Genomic DNA, 25,320 nt, shown 5'->3' on the forward strand with positions numbered 1-25,320 from the left:
CGTCAGTTGAGCTTGCGCAGCATCTGGATCGGCACCCGGTAGCGCACAGTCCGGGTACGCCCGGTCGCCTTGACGGTGCACGTCTTGCGGTTAACCCGGAGAATGCTGCCGTGAACCTCCCGGGCGCCAGAGCCGAAGGCAACGGCCTCGCCCACCTCCCAGTGAGACCGCTCGACCACTGGATCCGGTAGTTCGAAGGCGGCATCGGACAACGCCAGGCCGGTTTCGGCGGCACGGTCAGCCAGGGCCTGTCGCGTCGCCTCGGCGCCCCCGCTTTCGTGGAGCTCATCGAGAATGCCGTAGAAGTGCCGGTTGTGCACCGAGCCCCGAAATCGCTGTCCGGCACTCTGCTGCAGCAGGTGAGCGAACTCGTGACAGCAGGTATGGGCCAACAGGTTGAGAGGGCTCAACTGCCCGCCAAAATACGCCCGTTCACGGATTTCCCGGCTTGAGAGCCAGCCCTGGGCGGTGGTCGGCCGGTATTTGGCCTCAACCATGCGAACGCCGTAGGTAATCAGGTGCTGTTTATGCTGGGGATCAAAACGGTGGTAGGTGGCCTGGCCTGAGCCCACCCGACAAACGAGCGAACTGCCCGGAGACCGGTCCCGAACCCAGCCCGCGGCGGGTCGCCAGAGCACGTCATAGGTGGTGTCGCACATCAGTTGGCCGAGTTGCCGGGCCTGCGCACTTATCATCAAGCGGATACTTCATTCAGTGACATCAGACCTCATGATACCCGTTGCCGGCGCAGGGGTAAAAACCACAACGGCCAGCCGTAATGTCCTGGCTGAATTCCTGGAGGCCGGTATCTATCCGTCAAAGGCGAGTGTGGCGAGCAGCGCCAGGAACAGCAGCGCGGACACGCTCTGCCAGAAGGTGACCGGATGCCGCTCCATCAGCGGCGGGCGGTGCCGGCTTTGCCAGTCTGCGCCGGGCTGGCGTAAGTCGTGGAGAAATTCGGACAGCGCCGGATAGCGCCGGTGCGGTTCGGGGTGGACCGCCCGGGCCAGAGCGTCGTCGACCCAGACGGGAACGTCCTCCCGGTAGGGTCGGGCCGACTGGTACGTCAGTCGGCGTTGGTGGCTGCGGCTGCGAATCCGCGGCACTTCGGCTTCGTAGGGCAGTCGCCCGGTGAGCAACTGGTAGGCGATGACCCCGAGTGAGAACTGGTCCGCGAACCAGCTGCCCGGTTCGCCCAGAAAGGTTTCCGGCGCGCTGTACAGGGCCGCGCCCCTGGGGTGGTGGGCCTCGTCGCTGTCGGCCAGCTCCTGCAGCCCGGCGACTCGGGTGGCACCAAAATCGATCAGGGTAACCGTGCCCTCGGCGTCGACCAGGATGTTCTCCGGTTTCAGGTCCTGGTGCACCATCTCCAGCCGGTGGAAAGCGCGCAACCCCCGGCCAACCTGTTCGATCAGGCGGCGCACGGTTTCCAGGTCGGGCGCGGGGTGGTCGTGCATCCATTGTTTCAGGGTCCGGCCTTCGACAAACTCCGTCACCAGGTACACGCAGCTTCGCGGCCGGTCCGGCGCGAAGGGCCTGACCACATGGGGGTTGCTGATACGCTGGGCGATCCATTCCTCGGCGACAAACTGTTCCAGGTACTGCGGATCGTCGCGCAAATCCATGGAAGGGGTCTTGATGACCACCGGTGTCTGGCTGGCCTCGTCCACCGCCTGGAAGACGTGACTGCGGCCGCTGGCGTGAAGTTGCCGGACAATGCGATAGCCATCGAGAGTCTGGCCCGGTGCCAGGTCCGGCGCAAAGGGCAACTGGCCCAGCGCCTGGTAGAGCTCACCCGCCTCCCGCGCGTCCGGCAGGCTGTCAATGCGCAGCGCCTGAACGGTCAGGTTGTCGTCGCTGCCCGCCGCCAGGGCCGCCCCGGCAATGGCCTCGGCGGCGGCGTTCAGGTCATTGGCGTGTTCGTCGAGCAGTCGGATAACCTCGGGCTCCGGCACATGCTCGTATACGCCGTCGGTGGCCAGCAGGAACCTGTCGCCCACGCGCAATGGCGTCTGGCGGTAGTCGATGTCGAGCCGGTGCTCCATGCCCATGGCCCGGGTCAGGCAGCTCTCGGTCCGGGACAGCCAGAGCCGGTGGTCCGTGGTGAGCTGTTCCAGCGTGCGGCCGTGAACCCGGTACACCCGGGAATCGCCGACATTGAAGATGTGCGCCGTGGTGGACTTGAGCACCATGACGCTCAGGGTGCAGACGTAGCCCCGGTCGCGGTCGTATCGGTACTGACTCTGCCGGGTCTGGGCGTGCAGCCAGGCATTGGTGGCCCGAAGCACACGTTGGGCAGACTGTTTGACCGACCAGGTTTCAGGGGTCGAGAAGTAGTCGCTCAGAAAGCCGGCGACCGCGGACTCGCTGGCGACCTGGCTGACGTTGCTGGAACTGATGCCGTCGGCGATTGCGACGGCAATGCCCTTGGTGGCGCGCTGGTGATTGTCGGGCATCAAAAGGCCATGAAAGTCCTGGTTCAGGGCTTTGCGACCCTTGTCAGAATACTGGCCGACGGAGATGGTGAGGGTGCCCGTCATAAATCAGCCCTCGCCCGGCCGCGAAGCCGACGGGGGCAATCCGGCCTGTGCGGCGGCCGGAACAACGCAACTCTTAGGCACGGTTGGCCAGGGCAGAGTCGTTATAGGCCGCCGGAGCCGGACGCTTCGGAGCCGTGCGCACGTGGGTGGTGTACAGGGTCAGGCCGGTGAAGGCCAGGCCGCCCACGAGGTTGCCCAGTACGGTCGGGATCTCATTCCACCAGAGGTAATCCATCACCGAGAATTCACCGCCCATGATGATGGCCGACGGGAACAGGAACATGTTCACGATGGAATGCTCAAAGCCCATGAAGAAGAACAGCATGATCGGCATCCACATGGCCAGTACCTTACCGCTGACGTTGGTGGAGATCATGGCGCCAACCACGCCCATGGAGACCATCCAGTTGCACAGCATGCCGCGGATGAAGATGGTGGCCCAGCCAGCTGCGCCGTACTCGGCGTAACCCAGGGTACGTGCTTCGCCGACGCTGGCAATCTTGGCGCCGACAGCGCCCGGGTCGGTGTTGAAGCCGTAGGTGAAGATGAACGCCATCATGACCGCAACGGTCAGGGCACCACCCAGGTTACCGAGGAATACCCAGCCCCAGTTGCGCAGGATGGCCTTCGGTGTCACGCCCGGGCGTTTATCAAGCAGCGCCAGCGGCGTTAGCATGAACACCCCGGTCAGCAGGTCGAAGCCCATGAGGTACAGCATGCAGAAGCCGATCGGGAACAGCACGGCGCCGATCAGGAAGACGCCGGTCTCGACGGCAACGGTGATGGCAAAGGCGGCAGCCAGAGCCAGGATGGCACCGGCCATAAAGGCCCGGATCAGGGTGTCCCGCGTTGACATGTAGATCTTGGATTCGCCGGCGTCCACCATCTTGGTGACGAACTCCGAAGGTAAAATATAAGACATAACTCGTTCCTCTAGCCCACAAAAAAACGGCGCTGCTCGCCCACTGCCGCGTTCAGGAGTGCAGGGGTGAGCAGACGCCGTCGTCTGAAAATATTCTGTCGCTGTGAACAGAGCCGACGTTGGCTCCGTTGCCCAAGCATTTGCAGAGACCGTGCCAGAGTGTCTGGATAGCTATAAAAGGTATTTTATTTCAGGGTCTTGTCAGCACTGCCCGGGCGAGGTGCAGGTTGCGATCAGTCCGTGGCCGCACCCGTTCAGTGCGTTTTTCAGCGACATGCTGCACTCTGGAACAGGTGTTTGAACGGTCTAGCGCAGCCGGAATCGGATCGGGAGGGCGTAGCTGAAGCGTCGGCCTTTCATGTCCGGTGGGACGGCCGGCAGCGGGGCCGCCAGTTCCAGCATCTCCAGCGCGGCGCCATCCAGCAGTTGGTGCCCGGAACTGGTTTCAAGGCGATGCGTGAGCAGGGAGCCGTCGCGCCGGAAGCTGAAAACCACCACCGGCGTGCCTTCCTGCCCCAGACGGCGGGCTCGCCTGGGGTAGTTGTAGAAACGGCCGAGATGCCGGCCCAGGCGAGCCAGGTAGTTGTCGACCGTGGCAGAACGCCCGGCATCCAGTTCAACCTGCTGGTTCGCAGGCTGGGGCGCGGGTTCGGAGCTGGTGGTGCCCGCCGATGTTGTCGGCGTGGTGGGAGCTTCCTCGACAGGATCGGGGGTTGGCTCCGGTGCGGGGTCGGGTACCGTTTCTGGCTCTGGCTCTGGCTCTGGCTCTGGCTCTGGCTCTGGCTCCGCGGTCGGCGCCGGTTGAGCGGGCTGGGGTGCCGGGCTTGGCTCCGGGGTGGGCGCGGGTTCTGCAGCCAGGCTGATCCTGATGGCTGGCGCCGTGTTGATGTCAGCATCGCCCAGGACCGGCAGTCGGATAGGCTGATCCGGGGCGGCCAGCAGACTGGCCAGCACGATGGTCAGGCTCGCGACCAGCAGCAAAGCTGCACGCACCCGCCTTGAAGCGGTGGTCATGATGCCGGCTCCGTCAGCAGGACGAGGTCGGTGTAGCCGCCTTTTTCGAGCACGCGGAACAGGGTTTCCAGGTCGGCCATGGCGACGGACTCTGCGGCGGCGATTTTCAGGGGGCGGTCAGGATCGGGCGGAGGCAGACGGTGGATCAGGTTCTCGGAGCCGAGAATTTCACCGGTCACCTGCCAGTCGCCGCTGGCGGTCACCAGCAGATCGGCATGGGCCGACTGTTCGCTGAGATTCGAGGCGCCTGGCAATTCCGGTAAGGGTTCGTCAGCGATCTGTCCGGCGACAATGAAGAACATCAGCAGCAGGAACACTAGATTGACCAGCGGCAGCAGCGCGTCTTCCACGCGCTCCATCAGCGTCTTGCCAGAGGTTGATGGCGGGGGAACCAGATGGGTCATGGTGTCTGTGTGTGGAGCCGTTTCCAGTGAGTGTCGATGCCGGCGCTGTCGAGACGACTGAGGATCCGGGTAAAGTCCCCGAGCCCGGTGTCCGGCCGGGTGCTGAGATTTACTTCCGAGATGCCGTTCGCGGTCAGTTCGGTCATCAGCTCCTCAATCGAGCGGGGTTGTGCCCGCCACAGTACCTCGCCAGTCCCGGTGACGGTCACCTCCGGGATCGATTGCCCGGTCACCGACTGTCGCTCCGGCGTGGCATTGCCCAGTTCCAGAAACCCGACCGGCAGCAACCGGCTGGTGAGCATGAAAAACACCAGCAGGATGAACACCACGTCAATGAGTGGGGTCATTCGAATCGGGATCGGCCGTCGCGGACGGGGTTCAACCAGTTGCATGGGCGAAGCGCGGCCGGCCATGGTCCGGATAGTCCTGGGCCGTTTCCGGATTCCGGTGGGCACGGACCTCGGCTGTGGTGTCAACGGCGGGTGTCTGCAACTCGGGTCGGTCTGCGTCCACGTGGTTGGTGGCATTCAGCACCGTGACCAGCGTGCCGTCGATGGTCTTGTGGATGCGTCGCAGCCGGAATTCGATCCAGGCGGCCAGCGCCGCGAAAGGGATTGCGATGATCAGGCCAGCCGCGGTTGTGGTCAGGGCCTCGTAGATGCCGCCGCTCAGCTGGGCAGCATTGGCGCGGCCTTCCGTTGCCGCCATGGCACTGAAGGCTTCCATCATGCCCATGACGGTCCCCAACAGCCCGAGAAGCGGGGCCAGAGCCGCGATCACTTCAATGATTTTCAACGGCGCCTCGAAGGGTTCCAGGGCTTGTTGGGCGTCCCGGGCCGCTGTGCTTCGAACTCTCCCGCTGTCTTGTTGATGCTGGCAGGCTTCGATGGTATCGGCGATAAGATGAAGCATCGGGTTCAGGCGACCGACCGCGCCCACCTGCCGGCGCAGATCTGCTGGTCGCACGGTGGCCGGGGATTGTTGCCAGATCGTCACAATCTTTTTAAGTCTGGCGGTCAGTCGGGGGGCGTATAACGTGCCCATGAGCATCAGATAGAGGAAGGTAATGGCGCCGGCCACGGCGATAGCCACCAGCACCATCATTACCGGTCCACCCATGTCGAACAAACGGGAAAGCAGGCTTCCGAAGGGTTCGGTTGCAGGGAGCATGGCAGTCTCTGGCATGGCATTCGACTCGGTACTGGAATTGGTGATCTAAATAATAACGATTATCAATAAGTTTGCAAGGTGTAACCTGACATTCCCGAAGGCTCTGTTAAGATTCGAATAATGATCAGTGATCAAGGCATGCTGCCATCGTTGTGCGGCGGCCAGGTGTGGAGAGTCTCTATTTACCGTAACGCCCCTGTATTCGGAGTCGAAACGCTGCGATGATCAAACGTTGGTTCGGCAGCCTCGTTAATCGCGCGGTGGCCCTGGTGATTCTGGTCATTCTTCTGTCCGCACTGGTGGTCACCATCGTAGGTGCCATGCTCAGTCAGGGTGAGCTTGAGCAACAGGCGAAAAACCAGGTCGAAACCATGGCGCGTCTGGTAGCGAGCGGACTGGACGACAAGCTTGCCCTGAGACTCGAAACCCTCAGCCACGTCGCCGAAAGCTTCACCATGGACGAGTCCGTGCTCAACGCCCGTGCACGGGTCCTTATTCGCCAGCAAACCGCGCTGCAGCACCTGTTTGATGGCCTTTATCTCATCGATGCCAGCGGCGTGGTCCTGGCCGAGTACCCCGAGGCGTTCGAGCAGACCGGTCTGAACGTCAGCACCCGTGAGTATTTTCAGGACGTTTCCCATCACATGACGCCGGTGATCAGCGATCCCTACGTGTCGAACTACCGGGACAAGCCGGCGGTCATGATCGCGGCGCCCATTTTTGACCATCGGAAAAAGTTCCTCGGCATGATTGGCGGGGCGATCCTCCTCAAGGGCTCCAACTTCATGGCAGAGTTCGCCGGAATCCGGATCGGCAAAACCGGTTATCTTGAGATTGGCACCCGCAGCGGAATTACCCTGGCCCATGGCCGAACCGATGAGGTCATGGTTCCGGTGCGGGTCGAGGATCCGGTGCTGAAAGACGCCATGGGAGGCTTCGAAGGCACCCGTCAGACCCGCAATGGCCAGGGTGAAGGCGCCATCATGTCGGTGCAGCAGATGGCCCAGGTGCCCTGGTTCGTTGCCGTGGTATGGCCGGCCCGCGAAGCCTTTGCCCCGATAACGCGAATGGCCGACGCCTTTGGCTGGACCCTGCTTGCTGTCATCGCCGTCATCGGACCGTTGGCGCTGTGGGTGTTTCAGCGCCTGATGGCGCCGCTTCGCGCCCTCGGCCGGCAGATCAACGAGCGTCATCTCGGGGTTCGGACCAACCCGGTGGAGGTCTCCGGCGGCCGTGAAATTCGTCAGGTTGCCGAGATCTTCAACACGGTGATGGACGAGCGCGAGGAAGTCCTCGGGTCGCTGGCAGAGCGTGAAGCCTTCTTCCGCTCGCTGACCCAGAGCGCACCGATCGGCATCGTCCAGACCGATGTCCTGGGCCGGATTGATTTCGTGAACCCCGCGTTCGAGAGCCTCATCGGTCGCCCTGCCTCCGAACTCCAGCATACTCAGCTCATCAACGGTGTTTACGAAGCCGATCGTGAAGCGGTCCGGAACGGTTGGCAGCAGGCCCTCAGGGACAAGGAGATATTCCGGGGACGGTTCCGGATTCCGAGCCGTGGCGAGCGCGAGCTGATCTGGGGCGACGTCATGACGGCGGTGATCGAGACACCCGAAAAGGCGCTGGGCAGCATAACCGTGGTGCGGGATATTTCCCGTGAGCTCGAGGTTGAAGAGGCGCTCAGAGAGGAGCAGCAACGGGCGGAGCACATTCTCGGCGTGCTCCAGGAGGGCGTCCTGATGGTGGACGTACAGGGCCGGATTCGCTACGCCAACCAGGCCGCATGCGTGTTCCTGGGTACCGATGGTAAGTGTCTCAAACGCAACTTCTTCGATCTGGTGGTTATTGAGGCGAACGACGGGCCTCTGGCTCATGCCGATTTCCTGACCGGAGATAATGTCGACAGTCTGTACGGGACGCTGCGCAACCAGAAGGATGAGGTCTTCGACATCGATCTGACCATGCTCCACGTTCGCCAGGGCAAGCACAACGAACGCATGGTGTTTGTCATCAGGGACGACAGTGAGCGCCGGCGCGAGGAAGAGCGGCTGTCCTGGGAGGCGACCCACGACAGCCTCACCCAGCTGCTCAATCGCCGGGCGTTCAGCGCCTCGCTGGTCAAGTGCATGGCGGAGGTACCGCATCAGACCGTGCGCTCGGTGTTGATGCTGATCGACCTGGACCATTTCAAGCCGGTCAACGACGAGGGCGGTCACCTGGTGGGTGACGACCTGCTGAAGCGACTGGCGGATCTGTTCAAGGAGGCGGTGCGGAAGTCTGACATCGTTGCCCGGCTGGGGGGCGACGAATTCGGGATCATTCTTCCCGCCTGCGGCCTCGAACGGGCCGAAGCGCTGGCGGAACGCATCCGTGCCCGCGTGCAGGACCTTCGGATTGAACAGGACGGCCGCAGCTTCGGGGTGACCGCCAGCATCGGCCTGACCGAACTGACCCCGGGTGACAGTGGTCCCAGGGAAGTGGTTTCGCGCGCCGACGAAGGCTCTTACATCGCCAAATCCCGGGGTCGAAACGCCGTGGTTGTGGTTCCGGCGCCCTCGGACGATTCGGGGCCGGCCCGGTCCTGACGGGTCAGGCCCACCAGCCCGTCGCACTGCCGGCCTGCCACAGGAGTCGCAGTGCCAACAGGGTTAGAATCAGGTTGAACGTGCGATGAAACCACCGATTGCTCAGTGACCTGAGCAGGTGCAGGCCCAGCCAGGTCCCGGCGAAGCCGCAGGCAATCATGGCCAGTATGAACGCCAGCCATTCCGGAAAGACAAATCCCGCCACACTGAACACCAGCGCCTTGGGCGCGTGCTGCAGAGTCATTGCCGTGGCGAAAGTGGCCACCGTGGCAAACCGGTCGACATGGATCTGCTTGATGAACGCCGCCACCAGGGGGCCGGTGGCGCCAACAAAGAGACTGACAAAGCTGGTGAGCCCGGAAGCCAGAAATATGCCGGGTTTGCCAAAGGACGCCCTGGGCAGGGGCGGCCCCCAGCACAGGTAAAGCACAAACACGCCGATGGTCAGTTGCCATACCGGCGCGGGCAGGTCGACCAGCAGCCAGGCACCCAGGCCCGCACCCACCACCACACCCGGGGCAAACGCGGCGATTACTTGCCAGTCCACCTGGTTACGGGTCAGCAGGGCCCGCCCGCCGTTCGAACCGAGCTGGATCATGCCGTGCACCGGGATGATGGCGGCGGGCGGCATCCAGGTGGCCATCAACACCAGCAACAGCACGCCGCCACCGGCGCCCAGGCTGGCGGTGATCATCGACGTGAGAACCGAGCAAGCCAGCAGGAATGCCGCGACAGGCCCGCTCAGGCTGTCGGGCAGCAGGGTCAGTTCCATTCGCAGAATTCCGTGGTGGCCAGCCGGGGCGACCGGCACAGGGCCTCCGTGGCCAATTGCACGTCGGCCACGTAGTAAAGTGAGGCCAGCCCCAGGCGATCACGGCCCAGATTGTGAAACACCATACCGAAGGCAATATCACCCGCCGTGAAGCGCTCGTGGTGCTCGGCAAAATAGGCGGCGGGTCTGGACAGCTCCTCATCAATCAGCAGGGCCTCAACGCGGCCGGCGCCACCATGGTAGGCCTGCACCAGCAGGAGCGTGAACAGGCGTTGCTGCTTGGTCTCGGGCAGATCGCCAAAACGTTGCTGGAAGACCGGCCGGAGATTACTGGCATTCTGGTCCATCAGGCGCAGTGCACAGTCAATCTGCGCCAGCCGGTGCCAGTAGTTCCGGGGTTTGATCTGGCAGTCCGACAGTGCCGAGGGTGACAGTTGCAGGATGCCGCGGGCATTGGCCCCGGAATGAGCCCGGACCTGGCCTCCGCTCTCGATCAGGATTTGCCCGGCCAGGTAGCGCGGCAGAGCCTGTGGCAGGTCCAGCCGGTCCTGATCCATGCGGGTCCGATACACATACATCAAGGCGTCGTGCAGCGAGCCCGGCTGGTCACCGGAAGCGAACGAGAGATCGTCCCAGGCGCCCCAGATGCGGTCCGCGGGCAGAGTGCCGAGATATCGGGCCAGTGCTTCATCCAGGTTGACGTGGGGCTGGTTGCAGGCCAGTGCAAACGGGTAGCCGGTCTGGCCTGCTTCCCCCGGGAGCCAGGTGTCGGTGCGCTGGTTGTTGTGCAGGGAACGTCGGGTGTCGTTCAGGCGTGACTGGGTTTCTTCACGGTCTGCGCCGTCGGAAATCCAGGCCAGGAACTGGCCCCGCATGTCGAACAGGATATGGCGATCAATGTCGCTGCAGTAGCCGGATTCCCGGAGTACCCAGCCGCGAATGGTCAGGATGTTGCTGTAAACACCCTGGCTGGCCCAGTAGGGAGTATCCCGCACCACCCGGGTCCAGTCGGCCGGGGCCGTTGGTGGGTCTGCTTCGGCGCTGGCTTGATTCAAGGCAATGCACGCCAGGATGAAAAATAGGCAGAGCTGTCGTAAGCTCATGAGTCTCCAGTTCATACACGTAACATCCGTGACCTTCCCGATAACACAATAACAAACGGAACCGATAATGAAGCAATCAGAATATCTGAGGTACGACGCCACGGCATTGGCCGATCTGATCCGGCGTGGCGACGTTACCTCACGAGAAATCTGCGAGGCTGCCACGGAGCGGGCCACCCGTGTAAACGGTACCCTGAATGCCATCTGTTACCCACAGTTTTCCGAAGCACCCGCCCAGGACTTTCCGAAACAGGCACCCTTTGCCGGCGTTCCCCTGCTGCTCAAGGACCTGGCTCAGGAACAGGCCGGTCACCCCTGTACCTATGGCAGTCGGGGCTTCACCCGAAACGTGGCGACCCAGGATTCCGAGTTTGTCCGACGTGCCCGCGATGGTGGTCTGGTGTTTCTGGGTCGGACGGCAACGCCCGAGTTCGGCCTGAAAGCGGTCACGGAATCCGAACTCTGGGGCGCGTCCCGGAACCCCTGGAATACCGACCTCACGCCCGGGGGGTCCAGTGGCGGCTCCGGGGCGGCTGTGGCGGCCGGTATTGTCCCCATGGCCGGGGCCAATGATGGTGGCGGATCCATTCGGATCCCGGCCGCCTACAACGGCCTGTTCGGCCTGAAGCCCTCGCGCGGGCGCATCTCCAGCGGCCCACTGGTTGGTGAGGCCTGGACCGGCGCCTCCACCGACCACGTGGTCAGCCGGACCGTGCGGGACAGCGCGGCCATGCTGGATATCCTCAGTGGCCCGGCCGCCGGCGATCCGTTCGCCATTCCCGCGCCGCCGGCGCCTTTTTCCCAGTTGAGCCAGCAGTCGCCGGGTACCCTGAAAATCGGTGTGTTCACCTCCTCGCCCTACGATACCGAGGTTGCGCCAGACTGTGTTGCCGCGGTCGAGGCGACGGCCCGGGTGCTGGAAAACCTGGGCCACAAGGTGGAATACGCCCGGCCTGAATTTGACGGTATGGCGCTGGCCCGTTGTTACCTGGGGCTGTATTTCGGTGAAGTATCGGCGTTGATGGCGCAGGCCCGGGAACGCTTCGGGGCCCGGAACGAAGACTTCGAGCTGGATACCCGGCTGATCGGAATGCTGGGCAATTCCATGCCCCTGTCCGATTACGTTCGGCGCCGGCAGCAGTGGAACGACTTTGCCCGCGCTCTCGGCGCGTTTTTTGGCAGCTACGATCTGTATCTGTGCCCCACCACCGGCCAGCTTCCGGCTCGCATCGGGGAGCTGGAGACACCGGCCCACCTGAAGATTGTCGCCAGACTGATGCTGGCGCTGAAGGCGGGCAAGCTGGTGCACCGCACCGGCCAGGTCGATCAGATGGTTCTGGAGAGCCTCGCCCGCACCCCCTTCACCCAGCTTGCCAACCTGACCGGTACGCCGGCGATGTCGGTCCCCATGCACTGGACCGCGTCAGGCCTGCCCGTCGGCGTCCAGTTCGGAGGGCGTCATGGAGACGAGGTACGCCTGTTACAGCTGGCGGCCCAGCTGGAGGAGGCAAGCCCCTGGTTTGGCCAGTATGAACGCCTTGAGAACGCCTTCGACAGTTAGGGGTTGTGATCCGCTTGCCAAAACTCCACGTTTATCTTTGTATGCGGAACAGGCTATGCTGTTTATCAGGAAGACCCTTTTCTTCCTGATAGACCCTGATGGCATCGAGGAGGCGAGCGTATTATGAACCAACCGATGGCAATCGATGATCTGGTATCAGTAGCACAGGCCGAAGCCATGGGGGAGCTGGATGCCCCGATGATGGCAATCGTCCTGTCCAGCGAACAAAGCTACGACTTGCCCATTAATTCCCTTGAAACCGATGCCGACAAGGCCCGCTGGGGGTTGATCCTCCGTGCAGCCCGCGAGCATGTGGAAGCGGATGCGGTGGCGGTGCTGTACCCGGCCTGGACCACCATTCGTCAGAAGAAACCCGAACCGGAGGCGGAACAACTTACTGAGGATCCTGTCGAGCAGTCCGACGATGGCGATAACAGCCCGATCGACACCCTGTTCGTCCAGTTGCACACCCGTGATCACGTGTACTGGCGGGGCTTCGAGCAGATCCGGGATCCAAAGCATCAGCGCATCATCGGCTTCCGCCGGATCAAGGCGTTGTCGACCGACTACAAGCGCGACGAGGCACCTTCCGTCACTGCCTGGCTCAGCACGCTGTTCGAACCGTTACCGGATGAGGGTGAGGAAACTGCCGTCGACCGGGAACTGGCCGATCTGCTGGAAGAGCCGGAGGTAACTGCGGCGCTCTACCCGCGTCAGATGCGCGCCCTGCACTGATCTGCCCACAGCCGCCGGGGCCGAGGGCGCCGGCGGCACTGAACACCTCCCTTCCGGCCTCAGATCGAGGCCGCCCGTTCTATCACCCAGAGCAGACTGATACCGCCCACGCCGGCCAGCACGGCGGGAACCAGCGCCCGCTGGTAAAGCCGGAAACGCGCCAGCAGGTAGAGCATCGGGAAACCGAGTACGAGTAAGCCCAGTTGTCCCACTTCGACCCCCAGGTTAAAGCCAGCCAGGGCAACGGCCAGATTAGCCTCGCCGCCGGTCAGATCTCCCAGGACACTGGCAAACCCAAAGCCGTGAACCAGCCCGAAGGCAAAGGCCAGCCGCCAGGTTTTCCGGCCAAAGACCGGCCAGACCACATTCAACGCCGCCAATGCGATGGAAAGCGCGATCACGGTCTCGATCCAGGCAACGGGGAGCCGGACGATTCCCAGCGCTGCCAGGGCCAGGGTGACGGAGTGGGCCAGGGTAAACGCGGTGACTATGCCGGCAAGCTGAATCAGTCGCGGCCGCAGGCCGGGCGGTCCGGTGCTGCCCGGTGATGCGGACATCAGGCTCGCGGGCAACACCAGGACCAGCAGAAACAGGATGTGGTCCAACCCGATCAGCAGGTGAATCACCCCTTCGTAGAGAAAGGTCGTGAAGATGCCCCACGCCCCCGGCGCGGTCCCGGGAAGGAGGTTGACGGTACGCTCCGCCGGTGACAGCACCGCCAGGGTATGTCGATCGCCCGAGTCGATGCGGACCAGGCCACGATGCAGGCTGTCGCGATCGAACAGCAGGGTGTAACTCAAGGTCTGGGGCGCCTCGCCGTTCGGGCAGCCCAGTCGGTAGCGGGCGGCAGAATAATGCCCATCGCTGTGAGTGCTGATGCCCCAGTCCGTTCCGGTCAGGGAGCAGGAGCCGGAGGCGCTGGCAACCGTGACGGCTTCTTCCAGGGTTCGGGTGATAACGGCGCGCTGGGCGCGGACCTCCCGACCGGATAGTTGCTGATCGCCGTTCCGATCCAGCGGCATGAGCAGGGCGAGGTCGCGCAGGGCAACATCAATCCTCAGCTCCGACTGGCCGGTGTCGACGTACAGGAAGCTGTCGCTGGCCTTGTGTGCCAGCGCGGGAGTGGCGAGGGGAAACATCAGTAGCACGGCCGCGATCAGCCGCATGCAGGGGGCTGATCGGCTCATGGTAGCTCCGGATATCGGGCATCGGATTGGCCGGTTTGCTCCAGCCAGTTTCGCAGCGTCCTGACCGCCGCCTGGTCATCAGCGGCGATGGCCGCCCGGAGTGCCAGTGCCGTATCGAGGGGTTCGCGCTGGGTCTCCCAGTTCGCCATGGCGTGGCGCAGCGCAATATCAGGCCGTTCCTCGATGGCCAGCTGGAAGCGGGCAAAGTCCCGCTTGTGCAGCAGGGCCCCGCGCCACTGTGCTTCCTCGAAACGCTCCCGAATCCGGTTGGCCAGCCCGTCCTGGTCCGGATGCCCGGTTCGGCGCATGGCAATCACCCGCAGGACTGCGAGCGCGTCGACCTGCTCGTATCCCAGGGTCAGCGCCATGACCGACTGGACCTGCCCGTTTCTCAGGTACCAATCTGCCAGCTGGGTACGGGTATACAGATCCGTCGGGCTACTGGCGAGAACGGCCTGCCAGTGCGCCTCGGCGGAAGCCAGTCCCAGTTGTGCTGCGATATCCCCCAGGGTGCCCCTGGCCCAGAGGTAGCCCGCGGATCCGGTGTTACCAGCGGCGGCCAGTTGGTTCGCGAGACGGTCGTAGGCGGCCCGTGTCGCACCGGATCGGGCGTCCACCTGTGCCAGGCAACTGGCGGCAATCAGGCCAGGGAATTCCGTGGACAACCGCTGGCAATGGGCACGGGCCTGGTGGTAGCGACCCTGGACAGTTTCGAGGTTGGCCAGGGTCAGACGGGCCTGGATGCGTTGCCGGCGATCGGCACTCCGGTTGAGCACCTCCGCCAGATCCTGCCGAGCCTCGTCGAAACGGTGGAGGCTCTGCGCCAGGGTAGCCCTGAGAACGCGCAGGCGGTCGGTCATGGCGTCGTCCGGCCACTGCTGGAAGCGTCTTTCGGCATAACCCAGAAATCTCGGGTCGCCGCTTCCCCGCGCCTGGTCGATCAGGGCCTGGACCTCCTCCGCCATGGCCGCCGCGCTCGGCGGTAGCCGGGTGCTCCGGGGTACCGCATCAGGCAGACGGGCGAGGATCGCTTCGTCTGCGAAATTGGTTTGGATCGGGGCCGGCGCCGCGGCGACCGGAATCGGCCAGGCCATCAGGCTCACAAGACCGATCCAGAACGAAAAAGCCCTGCCCCGAAGGGCAGGGAAAAACAACGCCGGAGACAGGCCAGTGTGGATCCGGCGAAGCGATGCATTACCGCAGCAGGTCATCGTAGGCCTGAGGGTTGTTCTGGTCGTTGAAGCTGAAGTTGATTCGGTCAAGGCTCTCGGGAGCCCCGGTATTAGATGTGGCCTTGACCTGCGCCTTCACGAACGTGGTGAAATCAAGGGTCAGGTTGGGGCCTTGGCCGGAGTTGCCGGAGTCACTGAAACAGCCTGACAGGGCAACAGCCATGGTGACCGCCAATCCGATTTTCACGATGGAAAACATACGCGCTCCCTCCTACAGGCCGTTCGGTGAACCCGGGATCGGGGTCGCCAGGTACGGGAAGGTGGTTCTCAGCTCCGCCGGATCCAGCTGGACACCATCGGTGAACGGAACGTCCTTGTTTGGTGCATCGTCGGTGAGCGCGCCCATTGCGACACGAAGCGCCGCATCGACAACATCATCGACCGGGCGTCTGCCATTGGGGAAACCGGCGTTGTCTCCGCCGAGTACACCAAGGTCATTCTGGGAGCCCGCCGGTGTCGCCGGGACGGATGGATTGAGTCGCAGCATTTCCGAGGCGGTCACGCCCACCGGCATGTTCACGCCTGGCACGCCCGTCAGGAAGGCGGTGACGAGATCGGTCCGCGGGAAGTTGTTCGGCGCGACCGCACCGGCATCCCCGAAGAGAATTTCCAGGAGTTCCGGCAGTGTCGGATGCGTTACGTAGGTCGCGAACTGGCCGTCGTCCTTGGGCTCACTGGCGTTAAACTGATCCTTGTCTTTCAGGCCGATCACCACCTCGTTGACCAGCGGCATACCGAGACGGGACACCTGGGTGTAGGCACCGCCTTCCACGGTGGCACCCTTGCCATTCGCAGAGGGGCCCGGGTTGATGATCTGCGCCTGGCGAACACTTGCGGTCGTCCATGCGCCGATAACCGGCTGGCTGTTTGTGTTGGTGGCGGTGCCGGTCAGGCACTCGGTGGGGATTTCCAGGGCAAACGACGTCACGTTCTTGTTGGCCAGATCGCCAGGTCCTTCCGCATTGCGCATGCCCAGCGGGTTGGTGTTGACCAGGTCGAAGATCTCGCCGAGGTTGACCGCGAACGCTTCCTTTCGTTGGCCGACAAACACACGGCCGTCTGTGCTGCAGCCCGGAATGGTCATGCCGAAGATATGCTGGTCGGCGTAGCTGGCGTAGTCCGCAAAGGATTTGCCGCCGATGTTATCCAGGGGCTTGCTGAAAGTTTCGGTTCCGTTGGTGACGTTGGTCGAGGCATAGGACAGCCCGTTCCGGCGGTCGCCACGGATCACCGTCACGGTGTACTGCTGCTGCAACTGGACGTTGCCGTCGGCAGAGGCGTCGCCGATGTTCTTCAACGGCACGGAGACCATTTCCTGGCTGCCTTCGTCGCCCACGGGCAGTTGGATATCGTTCAACTGGTCCCGGAGGTTGAACTGGAAGGTGATGTCTTCCCGGGCGTCACCATCATTGTCGACGTGGATCTCGTAGACCGCGTCTTCATCCAGATCAAAGTAGTTCGGGCCACCGTAGGCGTCCTGCAGGGGCAAATAATTGGCAATCAGGGTCACATAATCCGCGCGCCCGGATTCGTAGCTGCGAAACATGTAAAAATCGGTGCCGTCAACTTTCGGGATTTCGGTGATGAAGGGTGCTTCCCGGTGGCTGGACGCGTGGCCGCTCGTGGCACTCAGGCAAAACCCGGCAACGGCGATTGCCAGGCCGGAGCGTTTCAGAATCGTTTTCATTCCTTTTTCCTCTTCTTGTGCGGTTGGTTCACAGGAGGAAACGGGAGCCTTCGGAAGAAAGATGCAGGACCGAACAAAAATAATCTTTTGGGCAGGCTTCGCATCCCTATGCCTACTTTGAGCGTATTGGAACCAGAGCCAATAATAAGCGGAGATGTTATGAATCCAGGCCAGACTGATCAGGAGGACCTGATGCGCTTGCTGTTCTCGGTGGCGCACCAGGACCGGAAGGCCTTTGCGCGGCTGTATGAAGCCATCGCATCGCGGATGTTCGGGTTGTGCATGAAACTGGCAGGCCAGCGGGAGCTGGCGGAGGAAGCTCTGCAGGAGGCTTTTATCCAGATCTGGCACCACGCAGGTGAATACCATGAAGGGCGTGGAACGCCGATGGGCTGGATGATGACCATTGCCCGTTACCGGACCCTGGATCTGATCCGGTCCCGGAAAGTCAGGCAGACGGCTGGTGATGATCACCTTGAACACGTGGAAGACCAGCGAGCCGGTCCCCTGGACGATTCCCTGCGCAACGCCGGCTCGGCCCAACTGACGGGCTGTCTGGAAGAGCTTACGGACGTACAGCGGGACAGCATCCTGCTGTCATACTATCGCGGGTTCACCCACGAGGAACTGGCTCAGGCCCTGAGTTCGCCGATCGGTACGGTGAAAAGCTGGATCCGGCGCGGTTTGCTGGCGTTGAAGAGGTGCCTGGAACAATGAAAAAGACACCGGAACGTATCGAAAGCCTGGCCGCCGAGTATGTGCTGGGTTCATTGAGGGGCCAGGCCCGGGTCAGGTTCGAGCGCTGGATGATGGAGTCGGCCCGGGTTCGCCAGGAGGTCTGGTTCTGGGAGGAGAAGCTGGGCCAGCTTTCCTCAGAAGTGCCGCCGGTAACTCCACCCCGGTCCGCCTGGAAATCCATCGAACGTCGGCTCTGGCCGCAGACGGCCCGGGTCAAGGCCCGCTCCGGCATCGGCTTGCGCTGGATTTGGCCGGGGTGGAGCCTGACGGCAACGGCGGCTGCCGTCGTGCTGGCAGTGTTGCTGGTCCAGCAGCCAACGCCAACGCCGCAGTTATCCGGCGCGATTGTGCAGGCCGATATCAGTGACCCGCTCTGGCTGGTCAGCGAGTCCGGGCAGAACAATTTGCTGAAATTGCGATCGGTCGCCGCGAGCGCCGCCGATGCCGGCAAGGACTATGAGCTCTGGATCGTGCCTGAAGACGGGCAGCCGCTGTCGCTCGGGGTGATTCCCGCCGGTGGCGTGCATCAGGTGACCCTGACCGATGAGGCCCGGACGGCATTGTCGCAGAGTCGAACCCTGGCGATCAGCCTTGAGCCCCTGGGCGGATCACCGACCGGCGCGCCCACGGGCCCGATTCTGCACGTGACCAAACTCTACGAGCTTTAATACAGGCTCATCTGGCGGCGATCAGCGCCAGGCACAGCTGGGCGTTCTGGATGAAGTGACCGAACGCCGACAGCTGTTGCTCGGAAGGGGTGTAACCGCCGGCGGCATTGTCGGCGTAGAACAGGCCCACCAGACGGCCGTTGGCCCGGAGTGGGCCCACCAGCGCCGGCACCCGGCCAAGCCAGCGGTCGTAACCGGTCTGGCCGGCATCGGCGTCAGGACGGTAGATAAAACAGCCGGCGTCCGGCACCAGCTTACCCAGCGGGCCAGAGCCATCCCTTGGGACGGTGAGCTGGTCACGCCAGTCATCGGTTCCCCGGCCGCTCAGTTTCCGGGGCACCAGTTCCCGGCCAGTGCGATCGCCCATTAACAGTGCGACCCGCTGCATGCCGATGGCCCGGTGAATGCCTTCGATCACCAGCTGGCAGACTTCATTGATGTCCGGCTTTTCGGCCAGACTCTCGGTCAGGTCGCGCAGAATTTGAAGCTGCAGTTCCGGATCCATCTCGGGTGCCTTCGCCGCCGCCTTGTCGCCATCCTGCTGGTTGCCGGGCATCAGGGCAGTGATTTGCGGAATGCCGAGGGAGACAGCCACGCGGGCAGCCTCGGTGGCATTGACCTTGACCTGGTCACGAACCGTCGCCGGATTTTCGCCGATATCCTTGCCCAGCTGTTCCAGCACCTTGTCCATTTCGGCGCCGCGCCAGCCCTGCTCCGACAATCGCGCCATCTCCACCGAATGCCGTACCAGGCTGGCATTGGGGGAATTGGCCTCCCCGGGCGCTACCACGTCCTTGATGAACGGGCCCAGCGACCAGGCCTCCACCAGGCCCCGGGTAATCTCGGTAAAGGTGGTGTGCAGCACGGTCTTCTGGGCTTCCACCGGTGGTTCTTCCAGGCGCAACCGCTGTTCCAGTTCGGTGGCCTGTTCGGTCTCGCAGGACCAGAACGCGAGTTCCCCGATGTTCATCAGCAGGGCGCCAATAAAGACTTCCTCCAGCGCGGTTTCATTCCGTTTCGGCATCAGGCAGCGGGCCTGGACAGCGGCATGGATGGCTCGGGCCAGGCACCGCAACAGGTGGGGCCGGTCATTGAGTTGAAGCAGAGCGTCGACAATCAGCGAGGAAATGGCCATGGATTTCACGGCATCGAAGCCAATCAGGGTGATGGCCCGGCTGACGGTGCTGACCTGGGTGCGGGTCTGGTTGTAGAACACTGTGTTGGACAGCCGCAGCACCTGGGAGGTGAGCTGGGCATCGTTGAGAATCACGTTGGCCAGCTCGTTGACGGTGCTGTTGCGGCTGTCGGTCAGCTCGTTGATGCGCCGGAGGGTGTTGGCCAGTACCGGCAGCTCCACTTTGCTCAGGTAGGTGACCCAGGCCCGGGTCGAGGTCATCCGTGAGGGCATCGTATCGGTTTGGTTGGTCACTTGGGTGGTCTCAGGGCAGAGCGCTTCAGGGAACACGGAGGTTATTGTTTGGTCTCCAGTTTAGTTCACCGCCCGATGCGGTGTCAGGTAACCGTTTGTGTAAGGGCATTTACCCACGGGTATCGGTGCCTGCGGATTCGGGTTTGGCGAGTGAATGGGCTATAATCGCCGGTTTTAACGCTGCACCCACAAGGCGCTACCGTGATTGTATTTGACCAGGTACAGAAGTCGTATCAGGTAGGCGGCCGGGCGATCCCCGCGCTGCATCCCACCGATATGACCATTGAAACCGGCGAGGTGTTTGGCATCGTCGGTCACTCCGGCGCAGGTAAATCCACGCTGGTGCGTCTGATCAACCTGCTGGAACCGCCCACCGATGGCCGGATTCTGATCGACGACGAAAACATTACCCATTATAACGCCGCCGAGTTGCGGGCCTTCCGGCGCAAGGTCGGGATGATCTTCCAGCACTTCAATCTGCTGTCGTCCAAGACCGTCGCGGACAACATCGCCTTTCCCATGAAACTGGCCGGCATCTACTCGAAATCCGAGATCCGTGACCGGGTAGAGGAGCTGCTCGCCCGGGTGAGCCTGACTGACCATGCCAACAAGTACCCGTCCCAGCTGTCCGGCGGGCAGAAGCAGCGGGTCGGGATTGCCCGAGCCCTGGCCTGCCGGCCGACCATTCTGCTGTGCGACGAGGCCACCAGTGCTCTTGACCCGCAAACCACCCAGTCCGTGCTGAAACTGCTGGCGGACATCAACCGTGAGCTGGGCCTGACCATTGTTCTGATTACCCATGAAATGGATGTGGTGCGCCGGGTATGCGACCGGGTAGCGGTGATGGACGCCGGTCGTGTGGTGGAAATGGGGCCGGTCAGTGAGGTGTTTCTGCATCCGCAGCATCCGACCACCCGGGATTTCGTGTTCGAAAGCGAAAGCATCGACAGTGAGGAGCTTCAGGAAGATCTGCAGAAGGCCGATGGCCGTATCATGCGCCTCACCTTCAAGGGTGATGCTACCTACAAGCCGCTGCTGGGCAGCGTGGCCCGGGAGTCCGGCGTGGATTTCAGTATCCTGTCCGGCCGGATCGATCACATCAAGGATACGCCCTACGGGCAGCTGACTCTGTCGCTGGTCGGTGGCGATCTGGAGGTCGCCATGAACGCCCTTAAGGCCGCCGACGTTCACGTGGAGGTGCTGCGCTGATGGACGCCCTGATGGATGGTTTACTGAGCAACGTTGACTGGTCGGAAATCGGCTGGGCCAGCTGGGACACTCTGGTCATGGTGGGCATGTCCCTGCTGTTCAGTGTGTTGATCGGCCTGCCCGTCGGCGTGTTGCTGTTCCTTTTCGGCAAGCGCCAGTTGCTGGAGCAGCCGGTAGCCTATGCCGTGTTGTCGTTTGTGGTGAACGTGCTGCGGTCGGTGCCCTTTATCATCCTGCTGATCGTGATGATTCCGTTCACGGTGATGCTGATCGGCACCTCCCTCGGCGTTGCCGGCGCGATTCCACCGCTGGTGGCGGGCGGCGCGCCGTTCTTTGCCCGGCTGGTGGAAACCTCGCTGCGTGAGGTGGATCGCGGCATCATCGAAGCGACCCAGGCCATGGGCGCGAGCGTCAAGCAGATCATCTTCGGCGCGCTGCTGCCAGAGGCCCTCCCGGGCATCATTGCCGGTATTACCGTTACCGCAATCACCCTGGTTTCCTACGCCGCCATGTCCGGTGTGATCGGCGGTGGCGGTCTGGGTGACCTGGCGATCCGCTTCGGATATCAACGATTCCAGACCGATGTCATGGTCATTACCGTGGCCTTGCTGGTGATTTTCGTTCAGGTGCTGCAGATGGCCGGTGACCGTCTGGTGCTCTATTTCAGCCGTAAATAATTCAAACAGGAGAACGTAGAATGAATCTCAAGAAATCCCTGGTGGCGCTGGCTGCCGCTGTAACTGTTTCTGCCGCCGCCTCCGCCGAGGAGCTCTCGGTAGCGGCGACGCCGGTTCCCCACGCGGAAATCCTGGAATTTGTGAAGCCGACCCTGGCGGAACAGGGTGTGGAACTGGATGTGAAGGTATTCACCGACTACATCCAGCCCAACATCCAGGTGGACCAGAAACGGATGGACGCCAACTTCTTCCAGCACAAGCCCTATCTGGATGAGTTCAATGCCGGGCGTGGCACCAATCTGGTGACAGTAACCGGTGTTCACGTAGAGCCGTTCGGCGCCTACTCCAGCAAGATCGATTCCCTGGAAGCACTGGAAGACGGTGCGGTTGTCGCCATTCCGAACGATCCCACCAATGGCGGACGTGCCCTGTTGCTGCTCCAGAAAGCCGGCCTGATCACGTTGAATGATGCCAGCAAGATCACGGCAACGCCCCGTGACATTGCCGAGAACCCGAAGAATCTGGACTTCAAGGAACTGGAAGCGGCGACCCTGCCGCGGATCCTGAACCAGGTCGATGTTGCGCTGATCAACACCAACTATGCCCTTGAGGCCGGTCTGAATCCGACCGAGGACGCGCTGGTGATTGAAGGGTCCGATTCCCCGTACGTGAACATTCTGGTTGCCCGTCCCGATAACAAGGACAGCGAAGCCATGCAGAAGCTGGCTGCCGCCCTGACGTCCGATTCGGTCAGGGCGTTCATCAAGGAAAATTACGAGGGCGCTGTGGTTCCTGCGTTCTGAAGTGCGCCGGCCCACGGCCGGAACGACGGATAAAAAAAGGCCGGGCAGCGAAACTGCCCGGCCTTTTTATTTTGGGCCATCGGTGTGATGGAGTGCGGTGATCAGTCGCCACTCCAGTTGGCCTTGGGATCCGGTGTCATCCGCAGGTAGGACTTCACCGCCTTGTAGCCCTGCGGGAATCTCTGTTTGATTTCGTCTTCGTCCTGCAGGGACGGAACAATCACCACATCGCCGCCGCGCTCCCAGTTTCCGGGGGTGGCAACCTTGTGATCGTCGGTGAGTTGCAGGGAATCGACTACCCGCAGAACCTCATTGAAGTTGCGACCGGTGCTGGCCGGGTACGTGATGATCAGGCGCACCTTCTTGTTGGGATCAATCACAAACAGGGAGCGAACCGTCATGCTGCTGTCGGCATTGGGATGGATCATGTCGTACAGTTCGGACACCTTCCGGTCCTGGTCGGCAATGATCGGAAAGTTGACCGAGCAGCCCTGGGTTTCATTGATATCCTGGATCCACTCCTTGTGGGATTCGACCGGGTCCACGCTCAGGGCAATGGCCTTGACGTTGCGCTTGGCGAATTCGTCCTTGAGCTTGGCAGTCAGCCCCAGCTCGGTGGTGCACACCGGTGTGAAGTCGGCCGGGTGCGAGAACAGGATGCCCCAGCTATCGCCAAGCCAGTCGTAGAACGAGATTTTCCCTTCACTTGAATCCTGCTCGAAATCCGGTGCGGTATCTCCAAGACGTAAACTCATAAGCTACTCTCCTTTTCCTGCAAGCTTCGGCAGTTTTCGTTGACCGGCCGCGTATCCGCCGGAATGTTTACTCAGTCTATACAACAAACGTGGGTCGTGTAGGGCCGGAAAACAAGGCCCTAGACGTTGCCCACGGTTTTCTGCTGGTCAAAGTGCTCCCGGGTCAGCCTGAACACCACCGGGCTGAGCAACAGCAGCGCGATCAGGTTGGGCAGGGCCATCATGGCATTCAGGGTGTCCGCGACCAGCCAGACAAAGCCCAGTTTCAGGGTCGCGCCGACGGGTATGGCAGCGATCCAGGCGACCCGGTACGGGACAATGGCTTTTACCCCAAACAGGAACTCGATGCAGCGTTCACCATAGAAGGACCAGCCCAGAATGGTGGTGAACGCGAAGACCGCCAGGGCGATGGCCACCAGGTAGTTACCGACGCCTGGCAGTGCCTCGGCAAAGGCCATGGAGGTCAGCTCGGCGCCGGACACGCCGGCGGTCCAGGTGCCGGAGGTAATGATCACCAGCCCGGTGATGGTGCAGATGACAATGGTATCGATGAAGGTGCCCAGCATGGCCACCATGCCCTGGTTGATGGGGTTCTTGGTCTGGGCGGCCGCGTGGGCGATGGGGGCCGACCCGAGACCGGCTTCGTTGGAGAAAATACCGCGCGCCACACCAAATCGGATGGCGGCCCAGACGGCGGCGCCGGCAAAGCCGCCTTCGGCTGCGATGGGGCTGAAGGCGTGTTCAAATATCAGCCCCAGGGCCGCCGGGATGTCGGCGGCGTTGATGGCCAGCACCAGCAGCCCGGCGATCAGGTAGGACAGCGCCATCAGCGGCACCAGGGCACTGGCAACGTGCCCGATCCGGCGGATACCGCCGATCAGCACCGCGCCCACCAGAACCATCAGAATCAGACCGGTCACCCAGTGGGGTATGTCGAAGCTCGCTTCCATCACGTCGGCCACCGAGTTCGCCTGGACGGTATTGCCGATCCCGAAAGCCGCGATGGCCGCGAATACGGCAAACAGCACACCCAGCCAGGCCCATTTGGCGCCCAACCCGTTGCGGATATAGTACATCGGGCCACCGACGTGGGCGCCGCGCTCGTCCACCTCACGGAAACGCACGGCCAAGACGGCCTCCGAGTATTTGGTCGCCATCCCGACCAGGGCCGTCAGCCACATCCAGAACAGGGCGCCGGGACCGCCCAGGAATACAGCAGTGGCCACGCCGGCGATGTTACCGGTGCCCACCGTGGCTGAGAGGGCAGTCATCAATGCCTGAAACGGCGGTATCTCGCCCTCGGTTTCGGCACCGGCGGCTTTGCGGCCCTGCCACATCAGCCGGAAGCCGGCACCCAGTTTCAGGATGGGCATCAACTTCAGGCCGAGACTCAGAAACAGTCCGACCCCGAGGATGAGAACCAGCATGGGCGGACCCCACACCAGTGAATTGATTTGTCCGACGAGCGAGGATATGGCTTCCATGGGGATCTCCCGTAGTTAGCAATGGGTGCCCTTGTGGGGCTTAACCGAATGAGTTTAAGTGATAATTTTGATCTGTAAACGGTTGAGGGCTTTTTCTGTTTTCCTTTCTGTGTTGCATTGCCTATGGTTATAGAAAGGGGCTCCATCTGGGAGCCACTGCAATCAGATTCAGCGGGAGGAGACCTGTCCATGCGCTCACTGAAAGTCTCTGATGTCATGTGGAATCACATTGAACCCGTTCGGTGTGGCACGCCGTTGACTCGAGTGGTGAAAACCCTTCTCCAGAACCATGTGACTGGATTGCCCGTCGTCGACGATCAGCGGCACGTACTGGGCTTTGTGTCGGAACAGGATTGCATCCATTCCCTGTTGGTCAGCAGTTACCACTGTGAGGGGGATCCCATTGTTGACGACGTGATGTTCCGCGAGCCGGTCACGATCTCGCCGGAGATGGCCGTTGTGGATCTCGCCCAGAACCTCGGGGCCGGCAAACCCAAAGTTTTCCCGGTTGTGGATCATGGCAAACTGATTGGTATTGTGACGCGTACGGCTATTCTGGCGGAACTGGCGCGGGCGGGTTGCGGAATCGAGCTGCCCAAGTTCGTCAGTGCTGACGACTGATACCAACTTTCTCCAAGCCGAGGA

At 62.3% G+C, this 25,320-nt stretch carries 25 protein-coding genes; 9 read left to right on the plus strand and 16 right to left on the minus strand.

The window, feature by feature from the left end; genetic code table 11:
- Positions 1–2 precede the first annotated feature (2 nt).
- From K0B93_RS13115 to K0B93_RS13145, 7 genes are all read right to left on the minus strand, one after another.
- Entirely contained in the window at positions 3–695 is a 693-nt protein-coding gene (locus K0B93_RS13115) for a hypothetical protein (protein WP_228743370.1), read from the minus strand.
- A gap of 114 nt (positions 696–809) precedes the next feature.
- The gene (locus K0B93_RS13120) at positions 810–2,540 is read right to left on the minus strand and encodes a bifunctional protein-serine/threonine kinase/phosphatase (RefSeq protein WP_219867633.1); all 1,731 of its coding nucleotides are present in this window, start codon (positions 2,538–2,540) and stop codon (positions 810–812) included.
- A gap of 73 nt (positions 2,541–2,613) precedes the next feature.
- On the minus strand, positions 2,614–3,462 hold the full coding sequence (locus tag K0B93_RS13125; RefSeq protein WP_219867634.1) for a formate/nitrite transporter family protein: 849 nt from the start codon (positions 3,460–3,462) through the stop codon (positions 2,614–2,616).
- Between the two features lie 306 nt (positions 3,463–3,768).
- Complete coding sequence (locus K0B93_RS13130) at positions 3,769–4,476, minus strand: energy transducer TonB (RefSeq protein WP_219867635.1); 708 nt, start codon at positions 4,474–4,476, stop codon at positions 3,769–3,771.
- A complete protein-coding gene (locus tag K0B93_RS13135) occupies positions 4,473–4,880 on the minus strand; it encodes an ExbD/TolR family protein (protein ID WP_219867636.1) in 408 nt (135 codons plus the stop codon). The genes K0B93_RS13130 and K0B93_RS13135 overlap by 4 nt, the downstream gene beginning before the upstream one ends.
- Positions 4,877–5,293, minus strand: coding sequence for an ExbD/TolR family protein (locus tag K0B93_RS13140; protein WP_324125074.1), 417 nt, complete (start codon positions 5,291–5,293; stop codon positions 4,877–4,879). The genes K0B93_RS13135 and K0B93_RS13140 overlap by 4 nt, the downstream gene beginning before the upstream one ends.
- Positions 5,259–6,050 (minus strand): MotA/TolQ/ExbB proton channel family protein, encoded by a 792-nt coding sequence (locus tag K0B93_RS13145; protein WP_219867637.1) that lies wholly within the window; start codon positions 6,048–6,050, stop codon positions 5,259–5,261. The genes K0B93_RS13140 and K0B93_RS13145 overlap by 35 nt, the downstream gene beginning before the upstream one ends.
- Positions 6,051–6,271: 221 nt before the next feature.
- Between K0B93_RS13145 and K0B93_RS13150 the strand changes: the two genes are divergently transcribed.
- Entirely contained in the window at positions 6,272–8,635 is a 2,364-nt protein-coding gene (locus K0B93_RS13150) for a diguanylate cyclase domain-containing protein (protein ID WP_219867638.1), read from the plus strand.
- A gap of 4 nt (positions 8,636–8,639) precedes the next feature.
- Here K0B93_RS13150 and K0B93_RS13155 read toward each other — a convergent pair whose 3' ends face one another.
- Together K0B93_RS13155 and K0B93_RS13160 are read right to left on the minus strand one after the other, a co-directional pair.
- Positions 8,640–9,407 carry a sulfite exporter TauE/SafE family protein gene (locus K0B93_RS13155; RefSeq protein WP_219867639.1) on the minus strand — a complete coding sequence of 256 codons (768 nt, stop codon included), beginning with the start codon at positions 9,405–9,407 and terminating at the stop codon, positions 8,640–8,642.
- On the minus strand, positions 9,398–10,510 hold the full coding sequence (locus K0B93_RS13160) for a hypothetical protein (RefSeq protein WP_324125078.1): 1,113 nt from the start codon (positions 10,508–10,510) through the stop codon (positions 9,398–9,400). The genes K0B93_RS13155 and K0B93_RS13160 overlap by 10 nt, the downstream gene beginning before the upstream one ends.
- Positions 10,511–10,577: 67 nt before the next feature.
- On the opposite strand from K0B93_RS13160, the gene K0B93_RS13165 reads away from it, so the two are divergent.
- Complete coding sequence (locus K0B93_RS13165; RefSeq protein WP_219867641.1) at positions 10,578–12,071, plus strand: amidase; 1,494 nt, start codon at positions 10,578–10,580, stop codon at positions 12,069–12,071.
- A 123-nt stretch (positions 12,072–12,194) separates the two neighbouring features.
- On the plus strand, positions 12,195–12,806 hold the full coding sequence (locus K0B93_RS13170) for a hypothetical protein (protein WP_219867642.1): 612 nt from the start codon (positions 12,195–12,197) through the stop codon (positions 12,804–12,806).
- Between the two features lie 59 nt (positions 12,807–12,865).
- Here the strand turns inward: K0B93_RS13170 and K0B93_RS13175 are convergent, their stop codons facing one another.
- The 4 genes from K0B93_RS13175 to K0B93_RS13190 all read right to left on the minus strand — a co-directional run bounded on the left by K0B93_RS13175 (position 12,866) and on the right by K0B93_RS13190 (position 16,912).
- Positions 12,866–13,993: a HupE/UreJ family protein gene (locus K0B93_RS13175; RefSeq protein ID WP_228743371.1), complete on the minus strand. Its 1,128-nt coding sequence runs from the start codon at positions 13,991–13,993 to the stop codon at positions 12,866–12,868.
- Positions 13,990–15,087, minus strand: a complete 1,098-nt coding sequence (locus K0B93_RS13180; protein ID WP_219868128.1) for a hypothetical protein — start codon at positions 15,085–15,087, stop codon at positions 13,990–13,992. Before K0B93_RS13180 ends, K0B93_RS13175 begins: the two co-directional genes overlap by 4 nt.
- A 100-nt stretch (positions 15,088–15,187) precedes the next feature.
- Positions 15,188–15,424, minus strand: coding sequence for a hypothetical protein (locus K0B93_RS13185; RefSeq protein ID WP_219867643.1), 237 nt, complete (start codon positions 15,422–15,424; stop codon positions 15,188–15,190).
- Between the two features lie 12 nt (positions 15,425–15,436).
- Positions 15,437–16,912, minus strand: a complete 1,476-nt coding sequence (locus tag K0B93_RS13190) for a DUF4331 domain-containing protein (protein ID WP_219867644.1) — start codon at positions 16,910–16,912, stop codon at positions 15,437–15,439.
- A gap of 159 nt (positions 16,913–17,071) precedes the next feature.
- On the opposite strand from K0B93_RS13190, the gene K0B93_RS13195 reads away from it, so the two are divergent.
- Both K0B93_RS13195 and K0B93_RS13200 read left to right on the plus strand, forming a co-directional pair.
- Positions 17,072–17,629, plus strand: a complete 558-nt coding sequence (locus tag K0B93_RS13195) for a sigma-70 family RNA polymerase sigma factor (protein WP_219867645.1) — start codon at positions 17,072–17,074, stop codon at positions 17,627–17,629.
- Positions 17,626–18,318: an anti-sigma factor gene (locus K0B93_RS13200; RefSeq protein WP_219867646.1), complete on the plus strand. Its 693-nt coding sequence runs from the start codon at positions 17,626–17,628 to the stop codon at positions 18,316–18,318. The genes K0B93_RS13195 and K0B93_RS13200 overlap by 4 nt, the downstream gene beginning before the upstream one ends.
- 7 nt (positions 18,319–18,325) lie before the next feature.
- On the opposite strand, the gene K0B93_RS13205 is transcribed toward K0B93_RS13200, so the two are convergent.
- Positions 18,326–19,747, minus strand: coding sequence for an HDOD domain-containing protein (locus tag K0B93_RS13205; RefSeq protein ID WP_324125086.1), 1,422 nt, complete (start codon positions 19,745–19,747; stop codon positions 18,326–18,328).
- 201 nt (positions 19,748–19,948) lie between these two features.
- Here K0B93_RS13205 and K0B93_RS13210 point away from each other — a divergent pair, with 201 nt between their 5' ends.
- Genes K0B93_RS13210 through K0B93_RS13220 form a run of 3 tightly spaced genes read left to right on the plus strand, consistent with a single transcriptional unit; the run spans position 19,949 to position 22,436 of the window.
- On the plus strand, positions 19,949–20,956 hold the full coding sequence (locus K0B93_RS13210; protein WP_219867647.1) for a methionine ABC transporter ATP-binding protein: 1,008 nt from the start codon (positions 19,949–19,951) through the stop codon (positions 20,954–20,956).
- Positions 20,956–21,633, plus strand: coding sequence for a methionine ABC transporter permease (locus K0B93_RS13215; protein WP_219867648.1), 678 nt, complete (start codon positions 20,956–20,958; stop codon positions 21,631–21,633). Before K0B93_RS13210 ends, K0B93_RS13215 begins: the two co-directional genes overlap by 1 nt.
- A gap of 20 nt (positions 21,634–21,653) precedes the next feature.
- On the plus strand, positions 21,654–22,436 hold the full coding sequence (locus K0B93_RS13220) for a MetQ/NlpA family ABC transporter substrate-binding protein (protein WP_219867649.1): 783 nt from the start codon (positions 21,654–21,656) through the stop codon (positions 22,434–22,436).
- A 101-nt stretch (positions 22,437–22,537) separates the two neighbouring features.
- Here the strand turns inward: K0B93_RS13220 and K0B93_RS13225 are convergent, their stop codons facing one another.
- Both K0B93_RS13225 and K0B93_RS13230 read right to left on the minus strand, forming a co-directional pair.
- Positions 22,538–23,191, minus strand: coding sequence for a peroxiredoxin (locus K0B93_RS13225; RefSeq protein ID WP_219867650.1), 654 nt, complete (start codon positions 23,189–23,191; stop codon positions 22,538–22,540).
- Between the two features lie 119 nt (positions 23,192–23,310).
- Complete coding sequence (locus K0B93_RS13230; protein WP_219867651.1) at positions 23,311–24,675, minus strand: alanine/glycine:cation symporter family protein; 1,365 nt, start codon at positions 24,673–24,675, stop codon at positions 23,311–23,313.
- A gap of 189 nt (positions 24,676–24,864) precedes the next feature.
- On the opposite strand from K0B93_RS13230, the gene K0B93_RS13235 reads away from it, so the two are divergent.
- Positions 24,865–25,296: a CBS domain-containing protein gene (locus tag K0B93_RS13235; protein WP_218636300.1), complete on the plus strand. Its 432-nt coding sequence runs from the start codon at positions 24,865–24,867 to the stop codon at positions 25,294–25,296.
- The last annotated feature ends 24 nt before the right edge of the window (positions 25,297–25,320 follow it).

This window comes from Marinobacter sp. F4218 (assembly GCF_019443085.1).
In the GTDB taxonomy this organism is placed as follows: Bacteria; Pseudomonadota; Gammaproteobacteria; order Pseudomonadales; family Oleiphilaceae; genus Marinobacter; species Marinobacter albus.

Coding starts and splice junctions, on each gene's coding strand:
- K0B93_RS13115 (WP_228743370.1), bottom strand. CDS start 695: ATGATAAGTGCGCAGGCCCGGCAACTCGGCCAACTGATGTGCGACACC.
- K0B93_RS13120 (WP_219867633.1), bottom strand. CDS start 2,540: ATGACGGGCACCCTCACCATCTCCGTCGGCCAGTATTCTGACAAGGGT.
- K0B93_RS13125 (WP_219867634.1), bottom strand. CDS start 3,462: ATGTCTTATATTTTACCTTCGGAGTTCGTCACCAAGATGGTGGACGCC.
- K0B93_RS13130 (WP_219867635.1), bottom strand. CDS start 4,476: ATGACCACCGCTTCAAGGCGGGTGCGTGCAGCTTTGCTGCTGGTCGCG.
- K0B93_RS13135 (WP_219867636.1), bottom strand. CDS start 4,880: ATGACCCATCTGGTTCCCCCGCCATCAACCTCTGGCAAGACGCTGATG.
- K0B93_RS13140 (WP_324125074.1), bottom strand. CDS start 5,293: ATGGCCGGCCGCGCTTCGCCCATGCAACTGGTTGAACCCCGTCCGCGA.
- K0B93_RS13145 (WP_219867637.1), bottom strand. CDS start 6,050: ATGCTCCCTGCAACCGAACCCTTCGGAAGCCTGCTTTCCCGTTTGTTC.
- K0B93_RS13150 (WP_219867638.1), top strand. CDS start 6,272: ATGATCAAACGTTGGTTCGGCAGCCTCGTTAATCGCGCGGTGGCCCTG.
- K0B93_RS13155 (WP_219867639.1), bottom strand. CDS start 9,407: ATGGAACTGACCCTGCTGCCCGACAGCCTGAGCGGGCCTGTCGCGGCA.
- K0B93_RS13160 (WP_324125078.1), bottom strand. CDS start 10,510: ATGAGCTTACGACAGCTCTGCCTATTTTTCATCCTGGCGTGCATTGCC.
- K0B93_RS13165 (WP_219867641.1), top strand. CDS start 10,578: ATGAAGCAATCAGAATATCTGAGGTACGACGCCACGGCATTGGCCGAT.
- K0B93_RS13170 (WP_219867642.1), top strand. CDS start 12,195: ATGAACCAACCGATGGCAATCGATGATCTGGTATCAGTAGCACAGGCC.
- K0B93_RS13175 (WP_228743371.1), bottom strand. CDS start 13,993: ATGAGCCGATCAGCCCCCTGCATGCGGCTGATCGCGGCCGTGCTACTG.
- K0B93_RS13180 (WP_219868128.1), bottom strand. CDS start 15,087: ATGGCCTGGCCGATTCCGGTCGCCGCGGCGCCGGCCCCGATCCAAACC.
- K0B93_RS13185 (WP_219867643.1), bottom strand. CDS start 15,424: ATGTTTTCCATCGTGAAAATCGGATTGGCGGTCACCATGGCTGTTGCC.
- K0B93_RS13190 (WP_219867644.1), bottom strand. CDS start 16,912: ATGAAAACGATTCTGAAACGCTCCGGCCTGGCAATCGCCGTTGCCGGG.
- K0B93_RS13195 (WP_219867645.1), top strand. CDS start 17,072: ATGAATCCAGGCCAGACTGATCAGGAGGACCTGATGCGCTTGCTGTTC.
- K0B93_RS13200 (WP_219867646.1), top strand. CDS start 17,626: ATGAAAAAGACACCGGAACGTATCGAAAGCCTGGCCGCCGAGTATGTG.
- K0B93_RS13215 (WP_219867648.1), top strand. CDS start 20,956: ATGGACGCCCTGATGGATGGTTTACTGAGCAACGTTGACTGGTCGGAA.
- K0B93_RS13220 (WP_219867649.1), top strand. CDS start 21,654: ATGAATCTCAAGAAATCCCTGGTGGCGCTGGCTGCCGCTGTAACTGTT.
- K0B93_RS13225 (WP_219867650.1), bottom strand. CDS start 23,191: ATGAGTTTACGTCTTGGAGATACCGCACCGGATTTCGAGCAGGATTCA.
- K0B93_RS13230 (WP_219867651.1), bottom strand. CDS start 24,675: ATGGAAGCCATATCCTCGCTCGTCGGACAAATCAATTCACTGGTGTGG.
- K0B93_RS13235 (WP_218636300.1), top strand. CDS start 24,865: ATGCGCTCACTGAAAGTCTCTGATGTCATGTGGAATCACATTGAACCC.